Source organism: Rhodococcus sp. NPDC058532 (genome assembly GCF_042719255.1).
GTDB lineage: Bacteria > Actinomycetota > Actinomycetes > Mycobacteriales > Mycobacteriaceae > Rhodococcus_G.
On the sequence record NZ_JBHXNU010000004.1, the window covers coordinates 85,495 to 109,679 of the forward strand.

The window sequence follows — 24,185 nt, forward strand, 5'->3', positions numbered from 1 at the left end:
CGGTCGGCCGCCCGGTTGCCGTCAGGGGAGAACGGCGGTCGCCTCGACCTCGACCATGAGGTCCGGCTCACCCAGGGCCGCGACCCCGAGCAGCGTGATCGGCTTGACCGGGTCGACGCCCAGCTTCTCGGCCGCCCGGCTGACGCCCTCCCCGAGGAGGGGCATCTTGTCCGGGGTCCAGTCCACGATGTAGATGGTCAGCTTCGCCACGTCGTCGAAGGATCCGCCGATCGCGGCGAGCGCCGTTCCGACATTGAGGTAGGCCTGCTCGACCTGCGCGGCGAGGTCGCCCTCGCCGACCCGGTTGCCGTCGGCATCGCGGGCCACCTGACCGGCAAGAAACACCAGCCTCGATCCCGTTGCGACGGAGAGTTGTCGGTAGACGTCGGGCGTCGGCAGGCCTTCGGGGTTGAGCAGTGTCACGGGCATGGCGGTCTCGTCTCGGTTGGGTGGCGAGCGGTCACGGCAAAATGTAGCAGCTGTTATGTATTGTCGGGTGGTGGTGAGAACGAAGGACCCGGCGGTCCGCGGACTGCTGGTCGAACGGGCGGCGCGGATGCTCCGCGCCAGGGAGCCGATCACCCTCCGGTCGCTCGTCGCCGGGACCGGCGTCTCCACGATGGCGGTCTACACCTACTTCGGTGGCGTGGACGGACTGTGGCGGGCGGTGCGGCAGGAAGGCTTCACGCGGCTTGCGGCCACGCTGCGGGAGGTCGCGGTGTCCGAGGATCCGGTGCGGGACTTCGTCGCCCTCGGGTCGGCCTACGTATCGAACGCCTTGGCCAACCCCGACCTGTACCGGGTGATGTTCGACGACACCATCGAGCTCGACGATCCGCGGGCCGCGGACGACACCCTGAACTACCTCGTTCGCGCCGTGCAGCGAGCACAACGCGCCGGACGCTTCGCCGACACCGTCGTCGCAGCCGACCTCGCAACGCGGTGTTGGGTCATCGGCCACGGGCTGGTCTCGCTCGTTGCCACCGGACCGCTGGACAGGCGGGCACTCGACCACGGTGCGGCCATGCTGACCGCACTGCTGATCAGTGCCGGCGACGAGCCGGGGCGGTGCGAACGTTCGGTCGAGGCGGGCTGGCAGATGCATCCGCCCGCCGCCAGCACCGACTAGTTCGTGTCACGAACCCTCACCGACGACGATCACCTCGTCATCGGTGAGGGTTCGGTGTTTCACGCCGTCGCGGCGGTAGCCGTCGGCGATCCGCTCGATCCGCGCGGACTCCTCCGCCGGGTATCCGGGCGAGCGGTAGTGCGGGACGATCGCGTGGTCGACCAGCCCGAGCCCCTCCCAGACGACCGGCACCCCGCACGCGGCGGCGACCTCGGCAGGGTCGTCGACGAGGTCGAGGCCGCGCAGGCTCGGCGCCAGCACGCAGGCGCCCGCGCTGTACCCGGCGTACACCAGCGCGTCCGCCCGGAGCAGGTCGGTCAGCACGGTGTCGGCGCCGCTGCGCGCGAGCTGCGCCCGCAGCACGAAGGTGTTCCCGCCCCGCACCCACACCGCCCGATATCCGGACAACTCGTCGCGCAGCCGATCCGGCGCGTTGACGAACCGCCGCAGGTCCAGCTCCTGCGGCTCGAACCCCAGCCGGCGCAGCGGCACCAGGTCCGAGACCACCGCCGAGTCCCGTGCCGAGCCCCACGCGTCGGTGGCGTTGGCGATCACCGCGACGCGGCCCGGCCCGCCGGTCAGCCGGAGCAGCCGGTCGGGGTCCGCGCCGAACCGGTAGGACGCGAGAAACAGCCGCATCAGATCGTGAACGCGAGGTTCGCCGCGATCCGCCTGCCGAGGTCCTCGTCGCCGGAGATCGCGATCTCGTCGATCCGGTCGGCGGGGCGGAGCCGCCCGCCGCACAGCCGGGTGAACAGCCGAGAATCCAGGGTCAGGATGACGGTGGCCGGCGCGGGCAGGGCGGCAACGACCGCGGCGCGCCCGCCGACCGCGACGTGAATCTCCCGCGGCCGATCGTCGGTGGGCGCCATCGGACCGGTCAGCGCGAACGTCACCGACGACCCGTGCGGCGCGCCCCCCTTCTTGCCGACCGCATACCCGAGGCCGGTCAGCAGTTCGGCGAGCGCGTACTCGGCGCGGGCGCCGCCCTCGTCGCCGGGCAGGGCCAGCGCGTCGCGGAGGTCGTGTTCGTGGAACCAGCAGTCGAACAGGCGGGTGCGCATGAATCGTCCGTAGCTGTCCGGACCGACCGGCGTCATCGCGGGGGCGTCGAAGTCGTCCTGGGTCATCGCGGCGAGCGCGCCGGCGCGGCGGGCGGTGATGTCGCGGTACGCGGCGAGCAGCTCGGCGGCGGTCCGGTCCCGCAGCCCGAGGATCCACCGTTCGTTGAACGCGCCGATCGGATTGTGCACGTGCGGGGAGTCCGGGACGGCGTCCGCGTCGACCGGCGGGTCGATGCCCTCAAGCATCGACTCGGTGCCGACGAGGTGCGCGACGACGTCCCGCACCGCCCAGCCGGGCAGCGGGGTCGGCGCCTCCCAGCGGTCCGTCGGGAGGCCGTCGAGCAGGGAATCGATGGCGTGCCACTGCGCGAGCAGGGCCGCGGTCAGCGGTTCCCGCTCGAGCAGCGTCGGGGTCCGTGCCTGGCTCATCCGGTCACTGTAGGCGGGTGTACCGCGGTCACGTCGCGATCTCGTCGCGGCCGGGTGTCGCGGCGCCTGCGCCGCACCGCGGGCAGCCGTGGTCGGGTCCGTCCGGCAGGAACGCCCCGCAGTCCGGGCACACCCGGTCCAGCCAGCACACCGGGTCGCCGCCGAGGTCGTCGTCGATCACGGCGCGCTCAGTGCTCGCCGCCGAGGACCTCGGCGAGCACGTCGGCGTGGCTGTGCTCGAGGTCGCGGGTTGCGGTGAGCAGCACCAGCGGCCTGCCCGCCGTCAGGGTCAGCACCCGGGAGACGGCCTCGCGGCCCTCGTCGGATTCGAGTTCGGCGCGGTAGCGGGCGCGGAACTCCCGGAAGTGCGCGGCGTCGTGGCTGTACCAGCGGCGCAGTTCGGCGGACGGGGCGAGGTCCTTGGCCCAGTCGTCGTAGTGGAAGTCGTCCTTGCGCACCCCGCGCGGCCACAGTCGGTCGACGAAGACGCGGACCGCGCCGGGTTCCGGCTCGGGATGGTCGTAGACCCGCTCGACCGTGATGCTCGGTGTCGTCCGACTGGTCATCGTCACCTCCGCGGTTGTGCGCGTTCCAGTCTAGGTTTGGCCGCTCGAATCGCCCGGCGGCGGTGTGACAGAAGGCACAATTACCTCGCAATTTACGCCTCTTGCCCTTGATCGGATTCGATTCAGTGACCGTTTTTCCGATTTCGAGATGTATCCGTGACCCTTTGCCTGGCTAGCATTGGCAAATTCGTGCCGCCTCACCCACGGGCCGCTCGTCGCGTGAGGGCCACCGTCGGTCCCGGCCCGATAACCATCAATCGCAGGAAGTAGTCACATTGGACACATCGAAGAGCACGCCGCAGGCGCGCCCGACGGTCGGCGTCGTTCGGGAGACGAACGACGGTGAACGGCGGGTGGCGCTTGTCCCCAAGGTCGTGACGACCCTGATCGGCAAGGGCCTCGACGTGGTCGTCGAGACCGGTGCCGGACTGGGCGCGCTGATCCCCGACGAGCTGTACAAGGAGGCCGGTGCCACCATCGGCGACCCCTGGTCGGCGGATGTGGTGGTCAAGGTCGCGCCCCCGACGGACGCCGAGACGGCGAAGCTGCGCTCCGGCGCGGTGCTGATCGGCTTCCTGGCGCCGCGCACCAACCCGGACGGCATCGCCGCGCTCAAGGCCGCGGGTGTGCAGGCGTTCGCGGTCGAGTCGATCCCGCGCATCTCCCGCGCCCAGGTGATGGACGCGCTGTCCTCGCAGGCGAACGTGGCCGGCTACAAGGCGGTCGTGGTCGCGGCGTCGGAGTCCACCCGGTACTTCCCGATGCTGACCACCGCCGCAGGCACCGTGAAGCCCGCGACCGTGCTGGTCCTCGGTGTCGGTGTCGCCGGCCTGCAGGCCCTCGCGACCGCGAAGCGCCTCGGCGGCCGCACCACCGGCTACGACGTGCGCCCGGAGGTCGCCGACCAGGTGCGCTCCGTCGGTGCGCAGTGGCTCGACCTCGGCATCGACGCCGCCGGTGAGGGCGGCTACGCCCGCCAGCTCACCGAGGCCGAGCAGGCGCAGCAGCAGCAGGCGCTCGAGGACGCGATCAAGGGCTTCGACGTGGTGATCACCACCGCGCTGGTGCCGGGTCGTCCCGCGCCGCGCCTGGTCACCGCCGCCGCGGTGCAGGGCATGAAGCCCGGCTCGGTGATCGTCGACCTCGCGGGCGAGACCGGCGGCAACTGCGAGCTGACCGAGCCCGGCCAGGTCGCCGTCAAGCACGGCGTGACGATCTGCTCGCCGCTGAACCTGCCCGCGACGATGCCCGAGCACGCCTCGGAGCTGTACTCGAAGAACCTGCAGGCCGTGATCGAGCTGATGCTCGACGAGAACGGTGCGCTGGCACCGGACTTCGACGACGAGATCCTCGCCGCCGCCTGCGTCACCTGTGAGGGGGCGAACGCCTGATGTACACCGAGCTGTTGGCGAACATCGCGATCCTGGTCCTTGCCGGGTTCGTCGGTTTCGCGGTCATCTCCAAGGTCCCGAACACGCTGCACACGCCGCTGATGTCGGGCACCAACGCCATCCACGGCATCGTCGTGCTCGGCGCCCTGGTCGTCCTCGGTCACCTGCCTGGTGACGCGCCGTGGTCGATCAAGATCATCCTGTTCGTCGCGCTGGTGTTCGGCACCCTGAACGTCGTCGGCGGTTTCGTGGTCACCGACCGCATGCTGGCGATGTTCAAGCCGAAGAAGGACGCGCCTGCCGTGAAGAAGGGGGCTGACGCCTGATGGGCTACCTCGTGACAATCCTGTACATCGTCGCGTTCTCGATGTTCATCTACGGTCTCTCGGGTCTGACCGGCCCGAAGACCGCGGTGCGCGGCAACTACATCGCCGCGGTCGGCATGCTCGTCGCCGTGATCGCGGTGCTGATCGACATCCGTGAGACCGACAACTGGGCCCTGATCGTCGGCGGCCTCGTCGTCGGCATCGTCCTCGGCGTTCCGCCGGCGCTGCGCACCAAGATGACCGCGATGCCGCAGCTGGTCGCGCTGTTCAACGGCGTCGGTGGCGGCACGGTCGCGCTGATCGCGTGGGCGGAGTTCCTCAACTCGGACGGCTTCACCGCCGTCGAGTCGGTGCCGTCGGCGCCGTTCATCATCGGGTCGCTGTTCGCGGCGATCATCGGTTCCGTCTCGTTCTGGGGTTCGCTCGTCGCGTTCGCCAAGCTGCAGGAACTGCTGAACAAGAACCTCGAGAAGAAGGTCGTCGCCGCGGCGAAGCTGTTCCAGGTCGCGAACATGATCCTCGCGCTGGTTTCGATCGGCCTCGCGATCTACATCGGCCTCGGCGCCGACGGCGACCCGCAGTCGTCGTGGCTGATCGTCGGCCTGCTCGTTGCGGCGGGCGTGATGGGCCTGTTCGTGGTGCTGCCGATCGGCGGCGCCGACATGCCCGTCGTCATCTCGCTGCTCAACGCCCTCACCGGCCTGTCCGCCGCGGCCGCTGGCCTGGCGCTGAACAACCAGGCGATGATCGTCGCCGGCATGATCGTCGGCGCGTCCGGCACCATCCTGACCAACCTGATGGCGAAGGCGATGAACCGGTCCATCCCGGCGATCGTGTTCGGCTCGTTCGGTGGCGACGACGGCGGCGCGGCGGGCGGCGGCGCCGCTGGCGGCACCGTCAAGGCGACCTCCGCCTCCGATGCGGCGATCCAGATGGCGTACGCCAACCAGGTCATCGTCGTTCCCGGCTACGGTCTCGCCGTCGCGCAGGCCCAGCACGCGGTCAAGGAGATGGCGGCGCTGCTCGAGGAGAAGGGCGTCGAGGTCAAGTACGCGATCCACCCGGTCGCCGGCCGCATGCCCGGTCACATGAACGTGCTGCTCGCCGAGGCCGACGTCGCGTACGACGCGATGAAGGAGATGGACGACATCAACGGTGAGTTCTCGCGCACCGACGTCACCATCGTCATCGGCGCCAACGACGTCACCAACCCGGCCGCGCGTCAGGACTCGTCGTCCCCGATCTACGGGATGCCGATCCTCAACGTCGACCAGTCGAAGTCCGTCATCGTGCTCAAGCGGTCCATGTCGTCCGGCTACGCCGGCATCGACAACCCGCTGTTCACGGCCGACCAGACCTCGATGCTGTTCGGCGACGCGAAGAAGATGGTCGGCGAGGTCACCGAGGAGCTCAAGGCCCTGTAGGACCCACCCGACCGACAGCTGCGCGCGGCCGGAAACCACGGTTTCCGGCCGCGCGCAGCTGTCTGCCTAGGGCTCGTCTCGGACGTAGAATGAGGGCTTCTTGGGCCAGCGCCGATGTTCGGGGGGGTTTGGAGCGGGCCGCCGGGCAGGGAGGTTCGTCGATGTGGCACCGTCACCGTCTACGCCGAGCATCGATCGTCGCCGGAGCTGGCGCTGCGCTGCTCCTGGTGGCACACCCCGCGGCCGCCGCACCGACCGACACGGTCTTCGCCATTCCCGGTTCCGGTTTCGGCGTCGGTGTGACCGGACTCCCGAGCGCGGGCACCTACTACCTGACTGCCACTACCGACACGGACGCTCCGGGAGTGACCCGATTTGGGCCGTACACCGATGTCTTCGTCCATTGGCGGAACATCTCAACCGGTGCAGCGGGCGTCGCATACCTCCGTGACGGCGCAGAGGTCGAGACCGGTTCCGGGACGGTGGTCGCTCTGGCCACCCTGCCCGATGGATATGGGCTACTCGCGAGCACGCCCGGCGCTGGCGCCTGGACGGTCCCCTGACCGCGCCAACACCGTCACCTAGCGCCGCGAGTCACAGCTCGTCAGCTGCTGCGGCCGGTCGGACCTGGTCCGCGAACCGGCACGCGACCAGGACGAACACCAGGGGGACGGTGAGGGTCAACGTCAGCGGGATCACCTCGGTGAGCCAGCCGAGCAGCGCAGGACCGGCCAGCAGGCCCAGGTAGCCCATGCCGACGACCCGCGACATGTTCACCCCCGGCGCCCCCTCGTGCAGATTGCCCGCCGCGGTGAAGATCTGCGGAATGCACCCCGACAGGCCGAGGCCGAACACCGCCCAGCCGGCCAGCGTCAGCCACACCCAACCCGAGCCGATCACCGCCGTCAGCCCGACCGCCGCGATCAGGGTGCCGTACCGGACCACGGCGACTGGGCCGAGGGCGGCGGCAACCCGATCCGCGGTGAGCCTGCCGACGGTCATCATTACCGCGAACGCGCCGAACGCGAGCGCCGCGGTCGCATCCGACGTGCCGAGATGCTCCTTCACCTGCAGGGTGCTCCAGTCGTTGGCCGCCCCCTCGGCGAGGAACAGCGCGAACGCGATGGTGCCGAGGGCGAGGACGCGCCGGGTCGCGGCCCGGGTCGGCGGCCGCCGCCCGGTGCCGGTCTCGGAAGCTTCGGGCGGGTGCGGTTCGTGGGGGAGCAGCGCGGGCAGGCAGCCGAGGATCGTCGCGGCGCCGAGCGCCCCGGCACCGGCCAGCGCGGTCGGCGGGGCAACGCCCGCGGCAAGGGTCGCGGCGCCCAGCACCGACCCGACCACCCCACCGAGCGAGAACAACGCGTGGAACGCCGACATGATCGGCCTGCCGTAGGCCCGTTCGACGTGCACGGCCTGCGAGTTCATCGACACGTCCAGCGCGCCGTTCCCGAGCCCGAACACGGCCAACGCCACCGCAAGGCCCGTCGCGTCCGACGCCAGTCCCGGCCCGATCGCGCCGACGGACAGCAGCAGTCCGGCCGCGCCGATCATCCGGCGGCTGCCCCACCGGTCGGCGAGCGGTCCCGCGATCTGCATGCCGACCAGCGCGCCCCCGGCCAGCACCAGCAGCAGCCAGCCCAGCGTCGCGTGGCTGACGCCGGTGCGGTCGGAGATCGGCGGGATGTGCACGACCCAGGCGGCGAGCAGGAAGCCGTTGACGGCGAACACGCCGAACACGGCGGCGCGGGCGGAACGGAGCCGGGCGGGGTCGAGCGTCGCGAGGGTCATCGGCACCCATTGTGGCTGGCCGCGGCGATCACCGGATCGGAGAACGGTGCTCACGCGTCGGTGCCGTCCCGGTCCCGACCGGGTCGACCCGCAGCTGCGCGTTGCTGCCTGCCCCCTACCGCTATCGACGTAGAGTCGGGTTTGTGAGTAGCGCTGATCGGATCGTGACGGATCTCCGTGCCTGGATCGCGTCCGCCGCGCCCGGCGCGCAGCTGCCGTCCAGTCGGGAGCTGGCCGGCCGGTACGGCGCCAGCCCGGTGACGGTGCAGAAGGCGATGCGGACCCTGATCGGGCTGGGGCTGGTCGAGAGCCGCCCCGGGGCGGGCAGCTTCGTCCTGGGGCACCGCACGCCGCGGGCCCTGGATTTCGGCTGGCAGACCAGCGCCCTGCGTTCGGCCGCGGCGAGCGTGCCCAGCCTCGCCGCGCCGCTGCGCGAGCCGGCGATCGACGCGATCGAGCTGCATTCGGGCTATCCGGCTCGCGAGCTCCTTCCGGAGCGGATCGTCCGATCGGCGCTCGCGCGCGCGGCCCGGGGGGAGACGGCGGTGACGCGGTCGCCCGCGCAGGGCCTGCCCGAACTGCAGGCCTGGTTCGCCAGCGAGTTGGCGTCCCGGACCCCGGCCGGGGTGACGGCGGTTGCGCCCCGCGACGTGCTCGTGGTTCCCGGCACCCAGAGCGGGCTGACCTCGGTGTTCCGGTCGGTCGCCGGGCCCGGACTGCCGGTGCTGATGGAGTCCCCGACCTACTGGGGGGCGATCCTCGCCGCGGCGCAGGCCGGGGTCCAGATCGTCCCGGTCGCTGGCGATGCCGACGGTCCGGACCCCGACGACGTCGCCCGCGCGTTCGCCGAGACCGGCGCTCGCCTGTTCTACGCGCAGCCGACCTTCGCCAATCCGACGGGCGCGCAGTGGTCGTCGACCAGGCGCGAACGGGTGCTGGCGGTGGTGCGCGAGCACGGCGCGTTCCTGGTCGAGGACGACTGGGCGTGTGACTTCGCGATCGACGGGGAGGCCGTGCCGATGGCCGCCTACGACGACACCGGCCACATCGTCTACATCCGGTCCCTGACCAAGAGCGTCTCCCCGGCGGTGCGGGTCGGCGCGGTAATCGCGCGCGGGCCGGTCCGGGAGCGGATGGTGGCGGACCGGGGCGCCGAGTCGATGTACGTCAGCGGTGTCCTGCAGTCCGCGGCGCTGGAAGTCGTGCTGGCGCCCGCCTGGCGAACGCACCTGCGGAGCCTGCGGGGGCAGCTGCGCGAGCGGCGCGACCTCCTTGCCCGAAGCGTGGCCGAGCACCTGCCGCAGGCGACCCTGGACCGCCTGCCGCGCGGCGGGCTGAACCTGTGGCTGCGGCTGCCCGACGAGGTCGACGCGGAGCGCCTGGTGCGGGACTGCGAGCAGGACGGCGTGCTCATCGCGGCGGGCGCCGAGTGGTTTCCCGCGGATCCGTCGGGTCCGTTCGTCCGGCTGAACTTCGCCGGTCCGGATCCGTCGCGGTTCCCGGACGCGGCCCGGATCATCGGGCGCGCGGTGGGGACGCAGCTGCGCTGACCGGACGCGGGGGCGGCGTCAGCAGGCAACACGGTGCTATCGTCAAACATGAATGACGTGAGTAGCGCTATCGGTAGGGCGCGAGCACTGGTATCGAGTGGTTCCGGGCTTGGTTGGGGCCTGCTCGGGGTGACGGCGTTCTCCTTCACGGTGCCGCTGACCCGGGTCGCCGTCGACAGCGGTCACCTGTCGCCGATGTTCGTCGGCGCGGGCCGCGCGGTGATCGCCGCGACGCTGGCGGCCCTGGCGCTGTGGTTCACGCGGCAGCGGTGGCCCAGCGGGAGGCAGTGGCTGCAGGTGGGTGTGGTGGCGGGCGGCACGGTCGTCGGGTTCCCGCTGCTGACCTCCTATGCGCTCACCGAGGTACCGGCCAGCCACGGCGCGGTCGTGATCGCGCTGCTGCCCGCGGCGACGGCGGTGGTTGCCGTGGTGCGGACCCGCGAACGGCCCGGCCGCGGCTTCTGGCTTGCCGCCGCGGCCGGCGCGGTCGCGGCCGTCGGCTTCGCCGCGGCGCAGGGCGGCGGCCGCACCGGACTCCGCTGGCCGGACCTGCTGCTGTTCGCCGCGGTGATCGTCTGCGCGATCGGCTACGCGGAGGGCGGCGTGCTCGCCCGCACCCTCGGCTCGTGGCAGACGATCTCCTGGGCGCTGGTGGTCGCCTCGCCGCTGATGGTCGTCCTCGCGGGTGTCGCCGTCGTCGAGCAGCCGCAGGCCGGCACCCCGATCGAGTGGGCGGCGTTCGCCTACCTCGCGGCCGTCAGCGCGTTTCTCGGCTTCTTCGCCTGGTATCGAGGGCTCGCGATCGGGCCGATGGCCCAGGTCAGCCAGGTGCAGCTGGCCCAGCCGGTGATGAGCATCTGCTGGGCGGGGCTCCTGCTCGGCGAGCAGGTCACCGGGGGCACCCTCCTCGGCGGCCTCGCCGTCATCGCCTGCGCCCTCTTCGCGGTGCGTACCCGCGGCGCGCGCACCCCCGCCCACGTCCCGCGCGCCCGGGCGTCCGCACCCAAGGAGATGTCCCGATGATCGGGCTAGGGCATGTCTCCCAATCCCCATTTCGGCGCCCCTGGCGTCCAATCGCCGCCCGGCGGCGTTGTCGTCGGCGCCGATACAACAGCGGTATCGGCTTCTCCTCCGCCTACCCGGACGACGATTGTCCGGCCAGGTGCATCCGAGAGGGATTAGGAGACACGCCCTAGGCGCGGGCGAGGAGGGTCAGGGGATCGGTGAGGAGGGCGGCCACGTCGGCGAGGAACCGGGACCCCTGCGCCCCGTCGACGACGCGGTGGTCGATCGACAACCCGAGCGTCGTCACCCACCGGGGGACCACCTCGTCGTCGACCACCCACGGCCTGCGTGCGATCGCGCCGAGGCACAGGTTCGCCGCCTCTCCGGGCGTCAGGATCGGGGTGCCCGCGTCGACGCCGAACACGCCGACGTTGGTGATCGTGATCGTGCCGCCGGTCAGGTCGGCGGGTGTCGCGGTGCCCGCGCGGGCGACGGCAACCCGGTCGTCGATCGCGCGGGTCAACTCGACCAGACTCATCGCCTGCGCATCGCGGACCGTCGGAACCAGCAGACCTCGCTCGGTGTCCGTCGCGATCCCGAGGTGCACCCGGCTGTCGACGACGATCTCCTGCCGCTCCTCGTCCCAACTCGAGTTCAGGTCCGGGTGGGTGCGCAGCGACACCAGCATCGCCCTCGCCACCAGCGGGAGCGGGGTCGGGGTGAGGCCGGCGAACTGCGGCAGCACACGGAGCCGATCCAGCAGCTGCACCGTCGCGGTCACGTCGCACGTCGCGAACACCGTCACGTGCGGCGCGGTGAACGCGCTGCGCACCATCGCGGCGGCGGTCCGCTTCCGGATGCCGCGGATCGGCACCCGCGTCTGCGTCCCCGGTGCCTGGTTCCCTAATGTCACATCGGGGGTCGTGACGTGAGCCGATGTGACATTAGGGAACCTCGGGGTGGGCGCGCGGCGGGCCCGCCGCCTGCTCGGCGCGGGCGCGCTGGGGCCGTACCCGACGAGGACCGAATCACGCTGGGCCGCGGCGGCATCGGTGGTGGTCGCCGGGTCGTGGCCGATCGTCTCGATCCGGATCAGCGGGGCCCCCACCGGAACGGTGTCCCCTGGCGCCGCGAGCAGCGCGCGGACGGTGCCCGCAAACGGGGAGGGCAGCTCGACGGCCGCCTTCGAGGTCTCCACCTCGGCGAGCACCTGATTCAGTGCAACGGTGTCCCCGACGGACACCGACCAGGACAGCAGGTCCGCCTCGGTCAGGCCCTCCCCGAGGTCGGGCAGTCGGAACTCGTTCTCGGTCACGGCGGCACCTCACGCGGCGAGGACGCGGTCGACGGCGTCGAGAATGCGGTCGGGGTCGGGCAGGAAATGCGTCTCCAGGCGCGCGGGCGGGTACGGCGTCGCGAACCCGCCGACCCGCAGGACCGGCGACTCCAGCCGGTGGAAGCAGCGTTCGCTGATCCGCGCGGCGATCTCGGCGCCGAGACCGGCGAACACCGGGGCCTCGTGCACGACCACCAGTCGCCCGGTGCGCCGGACCGACGCCTCGACGGTGTCGAAGTCGATCGGCGACAGCGAGCGCAGGTCGACCACCTCCAGCGAATTCCCTTCCCGCTCGGCCACATCCGCGGCGGCGATGGCGGTCGCGACCATCGGCCCGTACGCGACGAGGGTGGCGTCGGTGCCCGATCGGGCGACCCGCGCCCGATACAGGTCGGTGGCCGCCGCCGCGTCGGGGTCCACCTCGCCGCGATCCCAGTACCGGCGTTTCGGTTCGAAGAACACCACCGGGTCGTCGTCGGCGACGGCCTGCTGGATCATCGTGTACGCATCGGCCGGGGTGGCGGGGCTGACGACGCGCAGGCCCGCGGTGTGTGCGAAGTACACCTCCGGTGACTCCGAATGATGTTCCACCGCACCGATACCGCCGCCGAACGGGATCCGGATCGTGAGCGGTGCCCGGACCAGGCCCTCGGTGCGGTAGTGGATCTTCGCGACCTGCGAGACGATCTGGTCGAAGGCGGGGTACACGAACCCGTCGAACTGGATCTCGCACACCGGCCGGTAGCCGCGCAGGGCGAGACCGAATGCGGTGCCGATGATGCCGGACTCGGCGAGCGGGGTGTCGATGACGCGGGTGTCACCGAAGTCCTTCTGCAGGGTGTCGGTGACGCGGAAGACGCCGCCGAGCGCGCCGATGTCCTCGCCGAGCAGCACCACCTTCGGGTCGTGTTCGAGGGCCCGCCGCAGACCGGCGTTGATCGCGCCTGCCAGGGTCATCGTGGCGGTCATGACGGCACCTCCTCCAGCGTCCGCAGGTAGTCGGCGTACCGGCCGCGTTCCTCCTCGAGCAGGGGATGGGGGCCGGTGTAGACGTGGTCGAACAGGGTCATCGGGTCGGGGTCGGCCAGCGCGAGTGCACCGGCCCGGAAGGCCGCGGCCACCTCGTCCGCCTTCGCCCGGACCCGGGTGTCGAGCGTGTCGTCCCAGGCGTCCTCGCGGTCGAGGAGTCGGCGGACGCGGTCGATCGGGTCGCGGGCCTGCCAGGGGGCGAGGTCGGCCGCGCCGCGGTAGCGGGTCGGGTCGTCGGAGGTGGTGTGCGGGCCGAGCCGGCACGTCAACGCCTCGACGAAGCTCGGGCCGCTGCCCTCCCTGGCCCGTGCCGCGGCGGTTCGGGTGACGGCCAGCACCGCGAGCACGTCGTTGCCGTCCACCCGGGCCGACGGAATGCCGTACCCGGTTGCCCGCTGCGCCAGCGGGACCGGGCTCTGCAGGGTCACCGGTTCGCTGATCGCCCACTGGTTGTTCTGGCAGAAGAACACCACCCCGGCGTGGTAGGACGACGCAAACCCGAGCGCCTCCGCCAGGTCGCCCTGGCTGGTGGCGCCGTCCCCGAAGTAGGCGACGGTCGCGATCTCGGCGCCGTCGAGGTGCGCCCCGATCGCGTAGCCGGTGGCGTGCAGCCCCTGCGCGCCGACGACGATCGCCGGGTTCGTCAGCGCCAACTCGTTCGGATCCCAACAGGACAGCGCGACCCCGCGCCACAGCCGCGGCCACTGCGCCGGGTCGACGCCGCGGCAGTAGGCCACCCCGTGCTCGCGGTAGCTGGTGAACACATAGTCGTCGGCGGCGAGCGCGTGCGCGGACCCGACCTGCGCGGCCTCCTGTCCGAGGCACGGCGCCCAGATCCCCAGCTGCCCCTGACGCTGCAGCGCGGTGGCCTCGGTATCGACGCGCCGCACTACCACCATGTCCTCGTACAGTGCGCGCAGCCGTTGCGCGTCGACGTCGGCGACGACGTCCGCGTACCGGGCGCCGTGCACCCGCCTGCCGTCCGGTTGGACGAGCTGGACCGGGTAATCCCTGTCGGTCACCGGGACCTCCTCGTGCCAGCGCCGAAGAGGTCCTCGTGAGACCACGTCCGGCGCGCTGAGCCCTCACCTCCCAGCATCCCCCTTTGCCCGCCGGACGCAACCAGGTCAGCGGCGGCGCAGCCCGAGGCGCAGGTTCGCGGGCTTGAGGGTGAACTCCTCGGCGACCTGGAGCCGGTATCCGGGGTCGGGTTCGAGGCCGAAGCGGTGCAGGATCATCGCCAGCGTGAGCACCGTCTCGTGCAGCGCCAGCTGCCGTCCGATGCACTGCCGCAGGCCGGTCCCGAACGGCTTGTAGACGCCGGGCGGGCGGGTGCGGGCCCGTTCGGGGAGGAAGCGGTCCGGGTCGAACGCGAGGGGGTCGCCGCCCCACAGCGGGTCGCGGTGCACCGCAAGGGTCAGGGCGACCATCGGCTGCCCGGCCCGGACCAGGTAGCGGCCGCCGAGCAGGGTGTCGTGCAGCGGTTCGCGGAGGAACCCCGGCCCGATCGGCCACAGCCGCAGCGTCTCGTCGACGACGCGACGCAGGTAGCGGAGCTTGTGGACGTCGGCGAAGGCCGGGTCCGGTTCGGTGCCCGCGGGCCACAGCGCCTCGATCTCGGTGCGGGCCCGGTCGGCGACGTCGGGGTGGGTGGCCAGCAGGTGCAGCGCGAACGACATCGTGCCGGAGGTGGTCTCGTGCCCGGCGGCGAGGAACGTGAAGACCTGGTTGCGAATGTTCTCGTCGTCGAGGTACTCGCCGGTCTCCGGGTCGGCGGTGGTCAGCATCAGGGCCAGCAGGTCGTCGTCGGGTGCGGCGTCCGGGTGCGCCCGCCGGTCCCGGATGACGTCGTCGACGACCTCCTGGGTGTACGCCACGTCGGCATCGACCCGCGCGATCGCGCGGTGGTGGACGAGCTGGTCGAGCCAGCGCACCGGGATCCGGTACCCGGCCCGCCCCATGTAGGCGAACACCCGCAGCGTCGCGGCGGCGTACGGGTCCGGCTCGGCGGAGTCGAAGCAGTGGAAGTCGCGACCGAACCCGATCCGGCCGATCGTCTGCAGCGTCAGCTTGCTGGTGTCGGTGTGCACGTCCACCGGCCCGGACCGGGACGCCCTGTCCCAGTGGGTGATCAGGCCGCGGCTGGTCTCGACCATGGTGTCGTGGTAGTTCTTCATCGCCGACAGCGAGAACGCGGGCTGCAGGATGTTGTGCGCGCGCGACCAGTTCGGCTCGGTGGTGTACGCGGCGAACAGGGCGTCGCCGGTGATCTCGCGGGCGAAGGCGGTGCTGAACGCGATCCGTTTGCCGAACCGCGCGTCGTCGCACAGGTCCGCGTACAGGTCGGGACCGGACACCACGGTGAGATGCTCGCGGAACACCTGGACGTCGAAGATCGGCCCCAGCGTCGCGGCCTGCTCGGCCATGTGCTGGACGGGGCGGTGCGGGTCGGCCGTCAGCATGTCGCCGAGCAGCGGCAGCCGTCGCGGCGGGTGCGGAAGGGTGGTGGTCATCGGGATGCTCTCGCTTCCATCCCCCGAGGGTGGACTGTGCCGCCGCCATTCTCCCGCATCCGGGCGGCACTGTCTGCTGCCGTTTCGTGATGTGCCGGTTCCACTTCGGCGAACCGGGGCGTCGTTGCCGAGGTCGCTCCCGAACGGCGCGACGGCACTAGCATCGTGTCGGATGGGCAGCACCCGTCGATCCGCCCCGACCGGGGCGGGCGGGCGATCAGTGAGGGGAGCGGTCGATGGGCGACGTCGTTGGCTTGGACGAGCGGGCGGTCTCCGCCTGGATCGCGGATCTCGGGGTCGGCGCGCTGGCGCCGCTGACGTTCACCCGGATCGGCAACGGGCAGTCCAACCTCACCTACCGGGTGACCGACTCGGGCGGCTCGAGTTGGGTGCTGCGCAGGCCCCCGCTCGGGCACCTGCTGGCGTCCGCGCACGACGTCGCCCGCGAGTATCGCATCCTCTCGGCGCTGCAGGGTACCGGCGTTCCGGTACCGAAAGCGCTTGCCCTGACCGAAGATCCGGCGGTCACCGACGCGCCGCTGATGCTGATGAGTCACGTCGACGGGATCGTCGTCGACAGCATCGGGGTGGCCAAGGAGCTCACCCCGGAGCGCCGCCGAGCCACCGGGCTGTCGATGCCGAGCGCGTTGGCGAGCATCCACCGGGTCGACCTGGAATTGGCCGGGCTCGACGATCTGGCGAGCCGGTCACCGTTCGCGGAGCGGCAGATTCGGCGGTGGTCCGGGCAGTGGGACAAGTCCCGGACCAGGGACGTGCCCGCCGTCGACGACCTGACCGCGCTGCTTTCCCGGACCGCGCCGGAGCAAACCGAAACCACCCTCGTGCACGGCGATTTCCACCTAAGCAACGTCATCACCGCCCGGGACGACGGCCGGGTCGTCGCGGTGCTGGACTGGGAACTGTGCACGCTCGGCGACCCGCTCGCGGACGTCGGGGCGCTGCTGGCGTACTGGTCGGAGGCGGGCGACCACGTGCAGGGTCCGTTCGTCGCGTCCTCCGCGGAGGGCTTCCCGACCCGCGACGAACTCGCGGACGCGTACTTCGCGGACACCGGCCGGGACCGGTCCGCGGTCGGCTACTGGCACGCGCTGGCGCTGTGGAAGCTGGCGATCATCGCGGAGGGGGTGCTGCGCCGCACCCTCGACGACCCGCGCAATGCCGCGGCGACCGGCGGGCCGTCGACCCGGATCATCGACGACATTGTCGCGCGGGCGCAGGAGGTTGCTGCGGCGGCCGGCCTTCGCTGAACTCAGGTCACGAAACCCGCCCAGGTTGATCCCGACACGCCGCGGCAGGGTCCGGGTGTCCCGGAACCGTTCGATTTCGAGACGCCGAATCTGGACCTGATCAGACCGAGTTCGAGCAGGTCGGGCAGTCGGCCGAGCGCGGCTCACGAACCCAATCTCCTGGCCTATGTGCCATCCGGATATCTCCTCATCTGGTTGTGTCGGAAACGTAGGAGAGAGCCTGGGCGACCGCCGGCGCCTGCATCATCTCGCGGACCGCGGCAGCGAACTTCGGTGCCTGAGCCGACTCGAGACGGGCGGCGAGGTTGAACGGCTCGCCGCGTCGGCGGAAGTAGGCGATCTGGTCGAGCAACGCCTCGCGGACCGTGGCGATCGCATCCCGGTGAACGAGCATCAGGAAGTCGTCCGGGGTGTACACCTCGTAGCCGAGGTGATCATCATTGGCCGCGGCGAAGTCGTGGAATCCGCGGTCATTGGTGATGACGTACTGGACGCCGCCGTGTTCGGCGGCGGCATGCAGGTGCGCGTCGTACTCGTCGGTGTACTCGAGGTCGGGGTCGATCTCGTATCCACGGATCGGGCCGTGCTCGGCGACGGAGATGATGCGGTCCCGCACTCCTCCGATCTGACGGTCGGAGAAGTGCGGGTGGTTCTTGCGCAGGTGATAGACCAGCTCCGCGAGTATGTCCTCGGACCAGCGCAGGTGGAACAGCGGTGGACCGGACCGGGTGGCCACCAGGCAGAACCAGTCCCGCAGCGTCCGCGAATACAGCACGTTCGCGTCCGGCAGCACGTTCGGAACTCGTGAACTCACCCGAGTGACAATAGGTGCCGGCGCCGACCGCCCGTGCCGCACCACCGGTCCCGGATGGTCAGTAGTCCAGACCCTCCGCTTCTTCGAAGTCACGCAGCTCCTGCAGCGCCGCCCGTTGCCGCTCACGCAGTCGATCCCGATAGCCGAGGACATCGGAGGTATTCAGTCGGGTGTGGGTGCCGACCTTGTGCGCGAGGATCTGGCCTTCCCGTACCAGTTTCATCAGCGTCGGCCGGGAGATCCCGAGCAGATCCGCCGCTGAGGTGGTGGTCAGCTCGGCCGGCGTCGACCCGATCGTCACCGTGCCCCCGGCCGCGACGATCCGCACCACCTCGGTGAGGATTCCGGCCAGCTCGGCTGGCACCACCGACCGCAGTGCCGTCGGGTCGAACGCCCCGGCCTGCGACACCTGATCGGACGTCACCGTCAGGGTTGTCTTTCCGACTCCGCTGTCGATCACCGTGTTCATCGCCTTGCGCCTCCTGCTGTCTACCGCCGACCGTACCCCTGTTTCACTTACAAGTGCAACGCCGTATGCGTGGTGGACAATCCAGACCCCCGGTACGCCAGTGTTCGGCGGCGACGTGCGCAGCGCTGTGCCGGCCCGCGCTGAACCCGCCGGTGCGGGCAATGGTTGTCCGATCGTGATCGCACATGTCTTGAAAAGTTCACTTTCGAAACCTGGGACAGCGGGCCGCCGGCCGTGCACACTGGGTCGCGGCCGGATCCGGCCGATACGACAACCGAAGGGGTACATCATGGAGAAGATCCTCGAACTGCTCACCGGCCTGCTCGGCAGCTTCTCGGCCGACGCCGAGACCCCGGAGACCACCCCGCCGGTTACCACCCCCGAGGCCTGATTCGCCTCTCTGCGAGGCCTGCGGGCCCGCCTCCATCTCGACTTCCGTCCGCCCCGCTCACCAGAGCCGGGCGGACGGCGTCGTTCCGGCCTCGCCCCGCTCGATCACGTTCGTCGGGAGAACTCCGACGCCCGGCGGATCTGGTCGGGGGTCGGGGTCACGCCGGTGTACAGCACGAACTGGGCGGCGGCCTGCAGCGCGCTCACCTCGTCCCCGGTGATGACCGCCGTGCCCGCGGCCCTGGCCGCCCGGACCAGCGGCGTGTCCGCGGGCATCGCCACGACGTCGAACACGGTGTCGGCGGCCCGCACGACGTCCAGGTCGAAGGGGCAGGCCTCCGTGCCGGGACCGCCCGCCATGCCGATCGGGGTGGCATTGACCAGCAGTCCCGTCCGTTGCCCGTCCGGTGCGGGGTGCCATTCGAACCCGTACTGCCGGGCAAGCGCCCGCCCGGTGGTCTCGTTCCTGGCCAGCACCGTCACCGCCCGGAACCCGCAGGCGCGCAGGGCCGCGACGACGGCCTTGGCCATGCCGCCGCTGCCCGCGACGACGGCCGGGGTCGCGGGGTCGACCCCACGGTCGGTGAGCAGGGTGACCACCGCCTCGTAGTCGGTGTTGTGGGCGTGCAGCACGCCGGACTCGTTGACGATCGTGTTCACCGACGCGATCGCCGCCGCGGACGGGTGCAGCACGTCGACGTGCTCGAGGCAGGCCTCCTTGAACGGCATCGACACCCCGCAGCCGCGGATCCCGAGCGCCCGGATCCCCGCGATCGCGGACGGCAGGTCGGTGGTGGTGAACGCCTTGTACAGGTAGTCGAGGCCGAGCTCCTCGTAGAGGTGATTGTGGAACCGGGTCCCGAGGTTCGACGGCCGTCCGGACAGCGACATGCACAGCGTCGTATCCCTGGTGATGGTGTCCCTGCTGATCCGGCGCACCCGACCACGGTATCCGGGGCGGCGACCGCAGGCACGGAGGTGACTCGCCTCACATCCGGACGTAGAGTCTGGGGGCGTCGTCGTCGACGCCGGTGCGGCGTCGGGCGCGGTGGGGTCGCGGGCCGCGCCGCTGGTGGGGGTCTGAACTGGGAGAAGTTACCGATTGGTAGGGGGTGGGCCCGTGGGGTCGGCCGTTGTGCGAAACGCCGCTAGCAGTACGCTTGTCTTGTTTGGCGCGGCAGCCCGGTGCTCGCGCGCCACGTATAGGTTTATCGATTGAGTCGTTCGCCGACCGCTCACGAAGCGGTCGACAGACCGTGTGACCAGGGGAAACTTCCTAGGAGGACGCGAAGTACACATGTCCAAGATCAAGGTTGAGGGCACCGTCGTCGAACTCGACGGCGACGAGATGACCCGCATTATCTGGCAGTTCATCAAAGACAAGCTGGTTCATCCGTACCTGGATGTGAACCTCGAGTACTACGACCTCGGCATCGAGTACCGCGACAAGACCGACGACCAGGTCACCATCGACGCCGCGAACGCCATCAAGAAGCACGGCGTCGGCGTCAAGTGCGCGACCATCACCCCGGACGAGGCCCGGGTCGAGGAGTTCGGCCTCAAGAAGATGTGGCGTTCGCCGAACGGCACCATCCGCAACATCCTCGGCGGCACCATCTTCCGCGCGCCGATCCTGATCTCCAACGTGCCGCGCCTGGTTCCGGGCTGGACCAAGCCGGTCATCGTTGGACGTCACGCGTTCGGCGACCAGTACCGCGCCACCGACTTCAAGGCGCCCGGCGCGGGCACCGTCACCATCACGTACACCCCGGACGACGGCTCCGAGCCGATCCAGCACGAGGTGTGCAAGCTGCCCGAGGACGGCGGCGTCGTGATGGGCATGTACAACTACAAGAAGTCCATCCAGGACTTCGCGCGGGCGTCGCTGGCCTACGGCCTGCAGCAGAACTACCCGGTCTACCTGTCGACCAAGAACACGATCCTCAAGGCCTACGACGGCATGTTCAAGGACGAGTTCCAGCGGATCTACGAGGAAGAGTTCAAGGCCGAGTTTGACGCCGCGGGCCTGACCTACGAGCACCGCCTGATCGACGACATGGTCGCCTCCTCGCTGAAGTGGGAGGGCGGCTACGTCTGGGCCTGCAAGAACTACGACGGCGACGTCCAGTCCGACACCGTCGCGCAGGGCTACGGCTCGCTGGGCCTGATGACCTCGGTGCTGATGACCCCGGACGGCAAGACCGTCGAGGCGGAGGCCGCGCACGGCACCGTCACCCGGCACTACCGCCAGCACCAGCAGGGCAAGCCGACGTCGACCAACCCGATCGCGTCGATCTTCGCCTGGACCCGGGGCCTCGAGCACCGCGGCAAGCTGGACGGCACCCCCGACGTCATCGGCTTCGCGCAGCAGCTTGAGGACGTCGTCATCAAGACCGTCGAGGGCGGCCAGATGACCAAGGACCTCGCGCTGCTCGTCGGCGGGGACCAGGGCTACCTGACCACCGAGGAGTTCCTCGGCGCGCTGGACGAGAACCTGCAGAAGGCGTACGCGGCCAAGTAGTCCGCGCGCGCGTTCGTCACGAAGGGCCACCCCCGCGATCGTCGATCGCTGGGGTGGCCCTTCGGCGTACCCTGCGGGGCCGACTGTGCGGTGTTACCTTGCGACGCATGACACTTCACGGTGCGGAAGGTCGGGACGGGGACAACGGAACCGGTCCGGACCTGCGCCGAGGAGTGCGGCGCAGCGGCGAGGACCGGGTCGACATCGCCACCTGGTCGGGATCCGTCCCACCCTCGCCCGCGCTGGCGCCCCGGGTGCGGATCGGACGGGACCGGTGGCTGAACCTGCTGTGGCTCATCCCGATCGGCTTCGTCCTGCTCATCGCCGCCGTCGCCGCCGCGCAGGGCCTGCGCGGCAACCCGTCCGTCCAGGCGTTCATGGAACGCAACCCCGGTGTGGTGGATCCCGGGGTCGGTCCGGGGATTCCCGCGTGGGTCGGCTGGCAGCACTTCTTCAACCTGTTCCTGATGACGTTCATCATCCGGTCGGGCATTCAGATCATCACCGACCATCCGCGGCTGTACTGGACCCGGCACTGCACGCCGGGCCGGGAGTGGTTCCGGATCCAGAAGCCCGTCCCGGACGATCCGCTGTGGACGGCGAAGCAGGACTCGGTGTCGCTGCCCGGCCAGGTCGGGCTGCCCGGGGTCCGGCATTCCATCGGCTTCGCCCGCTGGTGGCACCTCGGGATCGACGTCCTGTGGCTGGTCAACGGCCTGGTGTTCTACATTCTGCTGTTCGCCACCGGCCACTGGCGTCGTCTCGTCCCGACCAGCTGGGACGTCTTCCCCAACTCCGTGACCGTGCTCATCGAGTACCTGTCCCTCGACTGGCCGACGGAGAACGGCTGGGTCGCCTACAACAGCCTGCAACAGCTGACCTACTTCGTGACCGTCTTCGTGGTCGGGCCCGCGGCGCTGCTCACCGGCCTGGGCATGTCGCCCGCCCTGTCCACCCGGTTCCGTGCGCTCAGCCGGGTGCTGAGCATCCAGGTCGCGCGGTCGCTGCACTTCCTGGTGCTGGTGTGGTTCCTGCTGTTCATCGTCATCCACGTCGCCCTCGTATTCACCACCGGCCTGTTGCGGAACCTCAACCACATGTACGCCGGACGGGACGCGAACACCTGGGTCGGCTTCGCGGTGTTCGCGGCGTCGATGGTCGTGGTGATCGTCGGCTGGGTGGCCGCGACCCCGGTGACCTTCCGGTATCCGCGGCTGATCCAGCGGGTCGGTGCGGCGCTGCTCGGCCCCGCCGAGCGGCTGTTCGAACACGTCGACACGAAGCCCGGCGAGTACACCGAGGCGGACATCTCGCCGTACCTGTGGCACAACGGGCGCTACCCCGAGAACGACACCTACCGTGCCCTGCAGGACAGCGACTTCGCCGACTACCGGTTGCGGATCGGCGGCGAGGTGGACAACCCGGTGGACCTGAGCCTGACCGAGGTGCGCGCCCTGCCGCACCACGAGCAGATCACCCAGCACTTCTGCATCCAGGGCTGGTCCGGTGTCGCGAAATGGGGCGGGGTGTCGATGACGACGGTGATGGAGCTGGTCAAGCCAAGCCCGGAGGTCCGGTGGGTGGTCTTCTACTCGCTCGGGGAGGGCGCCGACGGCGGCACCTACTACGACGCGCACCCGATCGAGCAGATGGGCTACCACCTGACGATGCTCGCCTACGACATGAACGACGCGCCGCTCAGCTACGGGCACGGCGCCCCGATCCGGCTGCGCAACGAGGTGCAGCTCGGGTTCAAGCACGTCAAGTGGATCGGGGCGATCGAGTTCGTCTCCGACTTCGAGTCGATCGGCCGCGGCTTCGGCGGCTACAACGAGGACCACGAATTCTTCGGGTACCGGCAGTCCCTGTGACGGCCCGGTGAGCGAACTCACCCGCCCTCGGTTGGGGTCCGCGCGGCCCCCACGCGGACAATCGGTCGGTGGTTTCGACACTCACCCCTTCCGGACCGGCCCGCGCCGGCGGTGCGCCCCGTGACCGCCGTCGGCTCCTCGCGATGCTCGCGTTGGCGCTGGGCGGCTTCGGGATCGGCACGACCGAGTTCGTCGCGATGGGCCTGCTGCCGGAGATGTCGACCGGGCTGGGCATCAGCGAACCGACCGCCGGGCACGTCATCTCCGCGTACGCGCTCGGGGTGGTCGTCGGCGCCCCGACGATCGCGGCGCTGACCGCGCGGATGCCGCGCCGCACCCTGCTGATCGTGCTGATGGTCGCGTTCACGGTCGGCAACGCGGCATCGGTGTTCGCGCCGAGCTACGCGACGCTGATGGCGGCGCGGTTCGTCGCGGGCCTGCCGCACGGCGCGTACTTCGGCGTCGCGGCGCTGGTCGCCGCGCATCTCGCCGAACCGGGGCGCCGCGCGAAGGCGGTCGCGACGGTGATGCTCGGCCTGTCGGTCGCCAACGTCGTCGGGGTTCCCGCCGCCGCCTGGCTCGGCCAGCACCTCGGGTGGCGCTCCGCGTTCGCGCTCGTCGCGGTGATCGGGGTGATCACCGTCGGGTCGCTGCTGCGCTGGATCCCCCGGCTCGGGGACATGCCGACCACGAACCCGGTCACCGAACTCGGTGCGCTCGGCCGGGTGCAGGTGTGGCTGACGCTGATCATGGGCATGGTCGGTTTCGGCGGTATGTTCGCCGTCTACTCCTACATCAGCACCACGCTGACCGACGTGTCCGGGATGGCCCGCTCCCTGGTGCCGCTGGCGCTGATGCTGTACGGCCTGGGCATGGTTGCGGGCAACCTGCTCGGCGGGTATCTCGCCGATCGGGCACTGATGACCGGGCTGGCCGCGACGATGGTCGCGCTGGCGGTGATCCTCGCGGTGTTCGTCGCCGCCGCGCACACCCCGGTGACCGCGCTGCTGTTCGTGTTCCTGATCGGGCTGGCCGGCTCCGCGATGGTGCCCGCGCTGCAGACCCGGCTGATGGACGTCGCCGCCGACGCGCAGACCCTCGCCGCCGCGCTGAACCATGCCGCGCTCAACGTCGCGAACGCGTTCGGCGCCTGGATCGGTGGCGTGGTGATCGCCGCGGGCTTCGGGTACACCGCGCCGGCGGCGGTCGGCGCACTGCTCGCCGTCGCGGGGTTGCTGGTGCTCGCCTGCGCGGTCCTGCTCGAGCGCAGGCGCGGCCACGCCTGATCGCCGCGGACCCCAT

General features: G+C 70.7%; 24 protein-coding genes. 11 read left to right on the plus strand and 13 right to left on the minus strand.

All coding sequences use genetic code 11. From position 1 onward, the window contains the following. Nucleotides 1-21: 21 nt before the first annotated feature. Nucleotides 22-429, minus strand: a complete 408-nt coding sequence (locus tag ACFWQG_RS06720; protein ID WP_378506824.1) for a RidA family protein — start codon at nucleotides 427-429, stop codon at nucleotides 22-24. A 70-nt stretch (nucleotides 430-499) separates the two neighbouring features. Here ACFWQG_RS06720 and ACFWQG_RS06725 point away from each other — a divergent pair, with 70 nt between their 5' ends. Beyond that, on the plus strand, nucleotides 500-1,129 hold the full coding sequence (locus tag ACFWQG_RS06725; RefSeq protein ID WP_378506825.1) for a TetR/AcrR family transcriptional regulator: 630 nt from the start codon (nucleotides 500-502) through the stop codon (nucleotides 1,127-1,129). A gap of 6 nt (nucleotides 1,130-1,135) precedes the next feature. On the opposite strand, the gene ACFWQG_RS06730 is transcribed toward ACFWQG_RS06725, so the two are convergent. Genes ACFWQG_RS06730 through ACFWQG_RS06745 form a run of 4 tightly spaced genes read right to left on the minus strand, consistent with a single transcriptional unit; the run spans nucleotide 1,136 to nucleotide 3,188 of the window. Further along, nucleotides 1,136-1,768, minus strand: coding sequence for a Type 1 glutamine amidotransferase-like domain-containing protein (locus ACFWQG_RS06730; protein ID WP_378506826.1), 633 nt, complete (start codon nucleotides 1,766-1,768; stop codon nucleotides 1,136-1,138). Then, on the minus strand, nucleotides 1,768-2,622 hold the full coding sequence (locus tag ACFWQG_RS06735) for a maleylpyruvate isomerase family mycothiol-dependent enzyme (RefSeq protein WP_378506827.1): 855 nt from the start codon (nucleotides 2,620-2,622) through the stop codon (nucleotides 1,768-1,770). The genes ACFWQG_RS06730 and ACFWQG_RS06735 overlap by 1 nt, the downstream gene beginning before the upstream one ends. 28 nt (nucleotides 2,623-2,650) lie before the next feature. Continuing rightward, on the minus strand, nucleotides 2,651-2,803 hold the full coding sequence (locus ACFWQG_RS06740) for a hypothetical protein (RefSeq protein ID WP_378506828.1): 153 nt from the start codon (nucleotides 2,801-2,803) through the stop codon (nucleotides 2,651-2,653). 7 nt (nucleotides 2,804-2,810) lie between these two features. Beyond that, entirely contained in the window at nucleotides 2,811-3,188 is a 378-nt protein-coding gene (locus ACFWQG_RS06745) for a DUF488 domain-containing protein (protein ID WP_378506829.1), read from the minus strand. Nucleotides 3,189-3,463: 275 nt separating this feature from the next. On the opposite strand from ACFWQG_RS06745, the gene ACFWQG_RS06750 reads away from it, so the two are divergent. The 4 genes from ACFWQG_RS06750 to ACFWQG_RS06765 all read left to right on the plus strand — a co-directional run bounded on the left by ACFWQG_RS06750 (nucleotide 3,464) and on the right by ACFWQG_RS06765 (nucleotide 6,892). After that, complete coding sequence (locus ACFWQG_RS06750; RefSeq protein WP_378506830.1) at nucleotides 3,464-4,579, plus strand: Re/Si-specific NAD(P)(+) transhydrogenase subunit alpha; 1,116 nt, start codon at nucleotides 3,464-3,466, stop codon at nucleotides 4,577-4,579. Continuing rightward, nucleotides 4,579-4,905 (plus strand): NAD(P) transhydrogenase subunit alpha, encoded by a 327-nt coding sequence (locus tag ACFWQG_RS06755; RefSeq protein WP_378506831.1) that lies wholly within the window; start codon nucleotides 4,579-4,581, stop codon nucleotides 4,903-4,905. Before ACFWQG_RS06750 ends, ACFWQG_RS06755 begins: the two co-directional genes overlap by 1 nt. Continuing rightward, nucleotides 4,905-6,329 carry an NAD(P)(+) transhydrogenase (Re/Si-specific) subunit beta gene (locus tag ACFWQG_RS06760; protein WP_378506832.1) on the plus strand — a complete coding sequence of 475 codons (1,425 nt, stop codon included), beginning with the start codon at nucleotides 4,905-4,907 and terminating at the stop codon, nucleotides 6,327-6,329. The genes ACFWQG_RS06755 and ACFWQG_RS06760 overlap by 1 nt, the downstream gene beginning before the upstream one ends. Nucleotides 6,330-6,556: 227 nt before the next feature. Continuing rightward, on the plus strand, nucleotides 6,557-6,892 hold the full coding sequence (locus ACFWQG_RS06765; protein ID WP_378506833.1) for a hypothetical protein: 336 nt from the start codon (nucleotides 6,557-6,559) through the stop codon (nucleotides 6,890-6,892). 31 nt (nucleotides 6,893-6,923) lie between these two features. On the opposite strand, the gene ACFWQG_RS06770 is transcribed toward ACFWQG_RS06765, so the two are convergent. Continuing rightward, nucleotides 6,924-8,117, minus strand: a complete 1,194-nt coding sequence (locus ACFWQG_RS06770; protein WP_378506834.1) for an MFS transporter — start codon at nucleotides 8,115-8,117, stop codon at nucleotides 6,924-6,926. A gap of 143 nt (nucleotides 8,118-8,260) precedes the next feature. On the opposite strand from ACFWQG_RS06770, the gene ACFWQG_RS06775 reads away from it, so the two are divergent. Further along, the gene (locus ACFWQG_RS06775) at nucleotides 8,261-9,667 is read left to right on the plus strand and encodes a PLP-dependent aminotransferase family protein (RefSeq protein ID WP_378506835.1); all 1,407 of its coding nucleotides are present in this window, start codon (nucleotides 8,261-8,263) and stop codon (nucleotides 9,665-9,667) included. 48 nt (nucleotides 9,668-9,715) lie between these two features. Beyond that, complete coding sequence (locus ACFWQG_RS06780; RefSeq protein WP_378506836.1) at nucleotides 9,716-10,690, plus strand: DMT family transporter; 975 nt, start codon at nucleotides 9,716-9,718, stop codon at nucleotides 10,688-10,690. A 169-nt stretch (nucleotides 10,691-10,859) separates the two neighbouring features. Here ACFWQG_RS06780 and ACFWQG_RS06785 read toward each other — a convergent pair whose 3' ends face one another. From ACFWQG_RS06785 to ACFWQG_RS06800, 4 genes are all read right to left on the minus strand, one after another. Next, entirely contained in the window at nucleotides 10,860-11,987 is a 1,128-nt protein-coding gene (locus ACFWQG_RS06785; protein WP_378506837.1) for a dihydrolipoamide acetyltransferase family protein, read from the minus strand. A 9-nt stretch (nucleotides 11,988-11,996) separates the two neighbouring features. Beyond that, entirely contained in the window at nucleotides 11,997-12,977 is a 981-nt protein-coding gene (locus tag ACFWQG_RS06790) for an alpha-ketoacid dehydrogenase subunit beta (protein ID WP_378506838.1), read from the minus strand. Then, nucleotides 12,974-14,059 carry a thiamine pyrophosphate-dependent enzyme gene (locus tag ACFWQG_RS06795; RefSeq protein WP_378506839.1) on the minus strand — a complete coding sequence of 362 codons (1,086 nt, stop codon included), beginning with the start codon at nucleotides 14,057-14,059 and terminating at the stop codon, nucleotides 12,974-12,976. Before ACFWQG_RS06795 ends, ACFWQG_RS06790 begins: the two co-directional genes overlap by 4 nt. Before the next feature lie 105 nt (nucleotides 14,060-14,164). Further along, complete coding sequence (locus ACFWQG_RS06800) at nucleotides 14,165-15,550, minus strand: cytochrome P450 (RefSeq protein WP_378506840.1); 1,386 nt, start codon at nucleotides 15,548-15,550, stop codon at nucleotides 14,165-14,167. Between the two features lie 236 nt (nucleotides 15,551-15,786). Between ACFWQG_RS06800 and ACFWQG_RS06805 the strand changes: the two genes are divergently transcribed. Beyond that, nucleotides 15,787-16,818 carry a phosphotransferase family protein gene (locus tag ACFWQG_RS06805; RefSeq protein WP_378506841.1) on the plus strand — a complete coding sequence of 344 codons (1,032 nt, stop codon included), beginning with the start codon at nucleotides 15,787-15,789 and terminating at the stop codon, nucleotides 16,816-16,818. Nucleotides 16,819-17,005: 187 nt separating this feature from the next. Here the strand turns inward: ACFWQG_RS06805 and ACFWQG_RS06810 are convergent, their stop codons facing one another. The 3 genes from ACFWQG_RS06810 to ACFWQG_RS06820 form a co-directional block, all read right to left on the minus strand. Further along, a complete protein-coding gene (locus ACFWQG_RS06810; protein ID WP_378506842.1) occupies nucleotides 17,006-17,632 on the minus strand; it encodes a PIN domain-containing protein in 627 nt (208 codons plus the stop codon). A gap of 58 nt (nucleotides 17,633-17,690) precedes the next feature. Continuing rightward, on the minus strand, nucleotides 17,691-18,101 hold the full coding sequence (locus ACFWQG_RS06815; protein ID WP_378506843.1) for a helix-turn-helix domain-containing protein: 411 nt from the start codon (nucleotides 18,099-18,101) through the stop codon (nucleotides 17,691-17,693). Between the two features lie 495 nt (nucleotides 18,102-18,596). After that, a complete protein-coding gene (locus ACFWQG_RS06820; protein ID WP_378506844.1) occupies nucleotides 18,597-19,430 on the minus strand; it encodes a shikimate 5-dehydrogenase in 834 nt (277 codons plus the stop codon). A gap of 358 nt (nucleotides 19,431-19,788) precedes the next feature. On the opposite strand from ACFWQG_RS06820, the gene ACFWQG_RS06825 reads away from it, so the two are divergent. The 3 genes from ACFWQG_RS06825 (at nucleotide 19,789) to ACFWQG_RS06835 (ending at nucleotide 24,169) form a co-directional block, all read left to right on the plus strand. Continuing rightward, a complete protein-coding gene (locus tag ACFWQG_RS06825; protein WP_378506845.1) occupies nucleotides 19,789-21,012 on the plus strand; it encodes an NADP-dependent isocitrate dehydrogenase in 1,224 nt (407 codons plus the stop codon). A gap of 107 nt (nucleotides 21,013-21,119) precedes the next feature. Beyond that, a complete protein-coding gene (locus tag ACFWQG_RS06830; RefSeq protein WP_378506846.1) occupies nucleotides 21,120-22,883 on the plus strand; it encodes a molybdopterin-dependent oxidoreductase in 1,764 nt (587 codons plus the stop codon). 143 nt (nucleotides 22,884-23,026) lie between these two features. Further along, complete coding sequence (locus ACFWQG_RS06835; protein WP_378507035.1) at nucleotides 23,027-24,169, plus strand: MFS transporter; 1,143 nt, start codon at nucleotides 23,027-23,029, stop codon at nucleotides 24,167-24,169. Nucleotides 24,170-24,185 lie beyond the last annotated feature (16 nt).

Excerpts from the sequence above, each read along its gene's own strand:
- ACFWQG_RS06770 (WP_378506834.1), bottom strand. The coding sequence starts at position 8,117 with ATGACCCTCGCGACGCTCGACCCCGCCCGGCTCCGTTCCGCCCGCGCC.
- ACFWQG_RS06790 (WP_378506838.1), bottom strand. The coding sequence starts at position 12,977 with ATGACCGCCACGATGACCCTGGCAGGCGCGATCAACGCCGGTCTGCGG.
- ACFWQG_RS06780 (WP_378506836.1), top strand. The coding sequence starts at position 9,716 with ATGAATGACGTGAGTAGCGCTATCGGTAGGGCGCGAGCACTGGTATCG.
- ACFWQG_RS06825 (WP_378506845.1), top strand. The coding sequence starts at position 19,789 with ATGTCCAAGATCAAGGTTGAGGGCACCGTCGTCGAACTCGACGGCGAC.
- ACFWQG_RS06735 (WP_378506827.1), bottom strand. The coding sequence starts at position 2,622 with ATGAGCCAGGCACGGACCCCGACGCTGCTCGAGCGGGAACCGCTGACC.
- ACFWQG_RS06720 (WP_378506824.1), bottom strand. The coding sequence starts at position 429 with ATGCCCGTGACACTGCTCAACCCCGAAGGCCTGCCGACGCCCGACGTC.
- ACFWQG_RS06730 (WP_378506826.1), bottom strand. The coding sequence starts at position 1,768 with ATGCGGCTGTTTCTCGCGTCCTACCGGTTCGGCGCGGACCCCGACCGG.
- ACFWQG_RS06800 (WP_378506840.1), bottom strand. The coding sequence starts at position 15,550 with ATGACCACCACCCTTCCGCACCCGCCGCGACGGCTGCCGCTGCTCGGC.
- ACFWQG_RS06835 (WP_378507035.1), top strand. The coding sequence starts at position 23,027 with ATGCTCGCGTTGGCGCTGGGCGGCTTCGGGATCGGCACGACCGAGTTC.
- ACFWQG_RS06760 (WP_378506832.1), top strand. The coding sequence starts at position 4,905 with ATGGGCTACCTCGTGACAATCCTGTACATCGTCGCGTTCTCGATGTTC.
- ACFWQG_RS06755 (WP_378506831.1), top strand. The coding sequence starts at position 4,579 with ATGTACACCGAGCTGTTGGCGAACATCGCGATCCTGGTCCTTGCCGGG.
- ACFWQG_RS06830 (WP_378506846.1), top strand. The coding sequence starts at position 21,120 with ATGACACTTCACGGTGCGGAAGGTCGGGACGGGGACAACGGAACCGGT.
- ACFWQG_RS06745 (WP_378506829.1), bottom strand. The coding sequence starts at position 3,188 with ATGACCAGTCGGACGACACCGAGCATCACGGTCGAGCGGGTCTACGAC.
- ACFWQG_RS06815 (WP_378506843.1), bottom strand. The coding sequence starts at position 18,101 with ATGAACACGGTGATCGACAGCGGAGTCGGAAAGACAACCCTGACGGTG.
- ACFWQG_RS06805 (WP_378506841.1), top strand. The coding sequence starts at position 15,787 with ATGGGCGACGTCGTTGGCTTGGACGAGCGGGCGGTCTCCGCCTGGATC.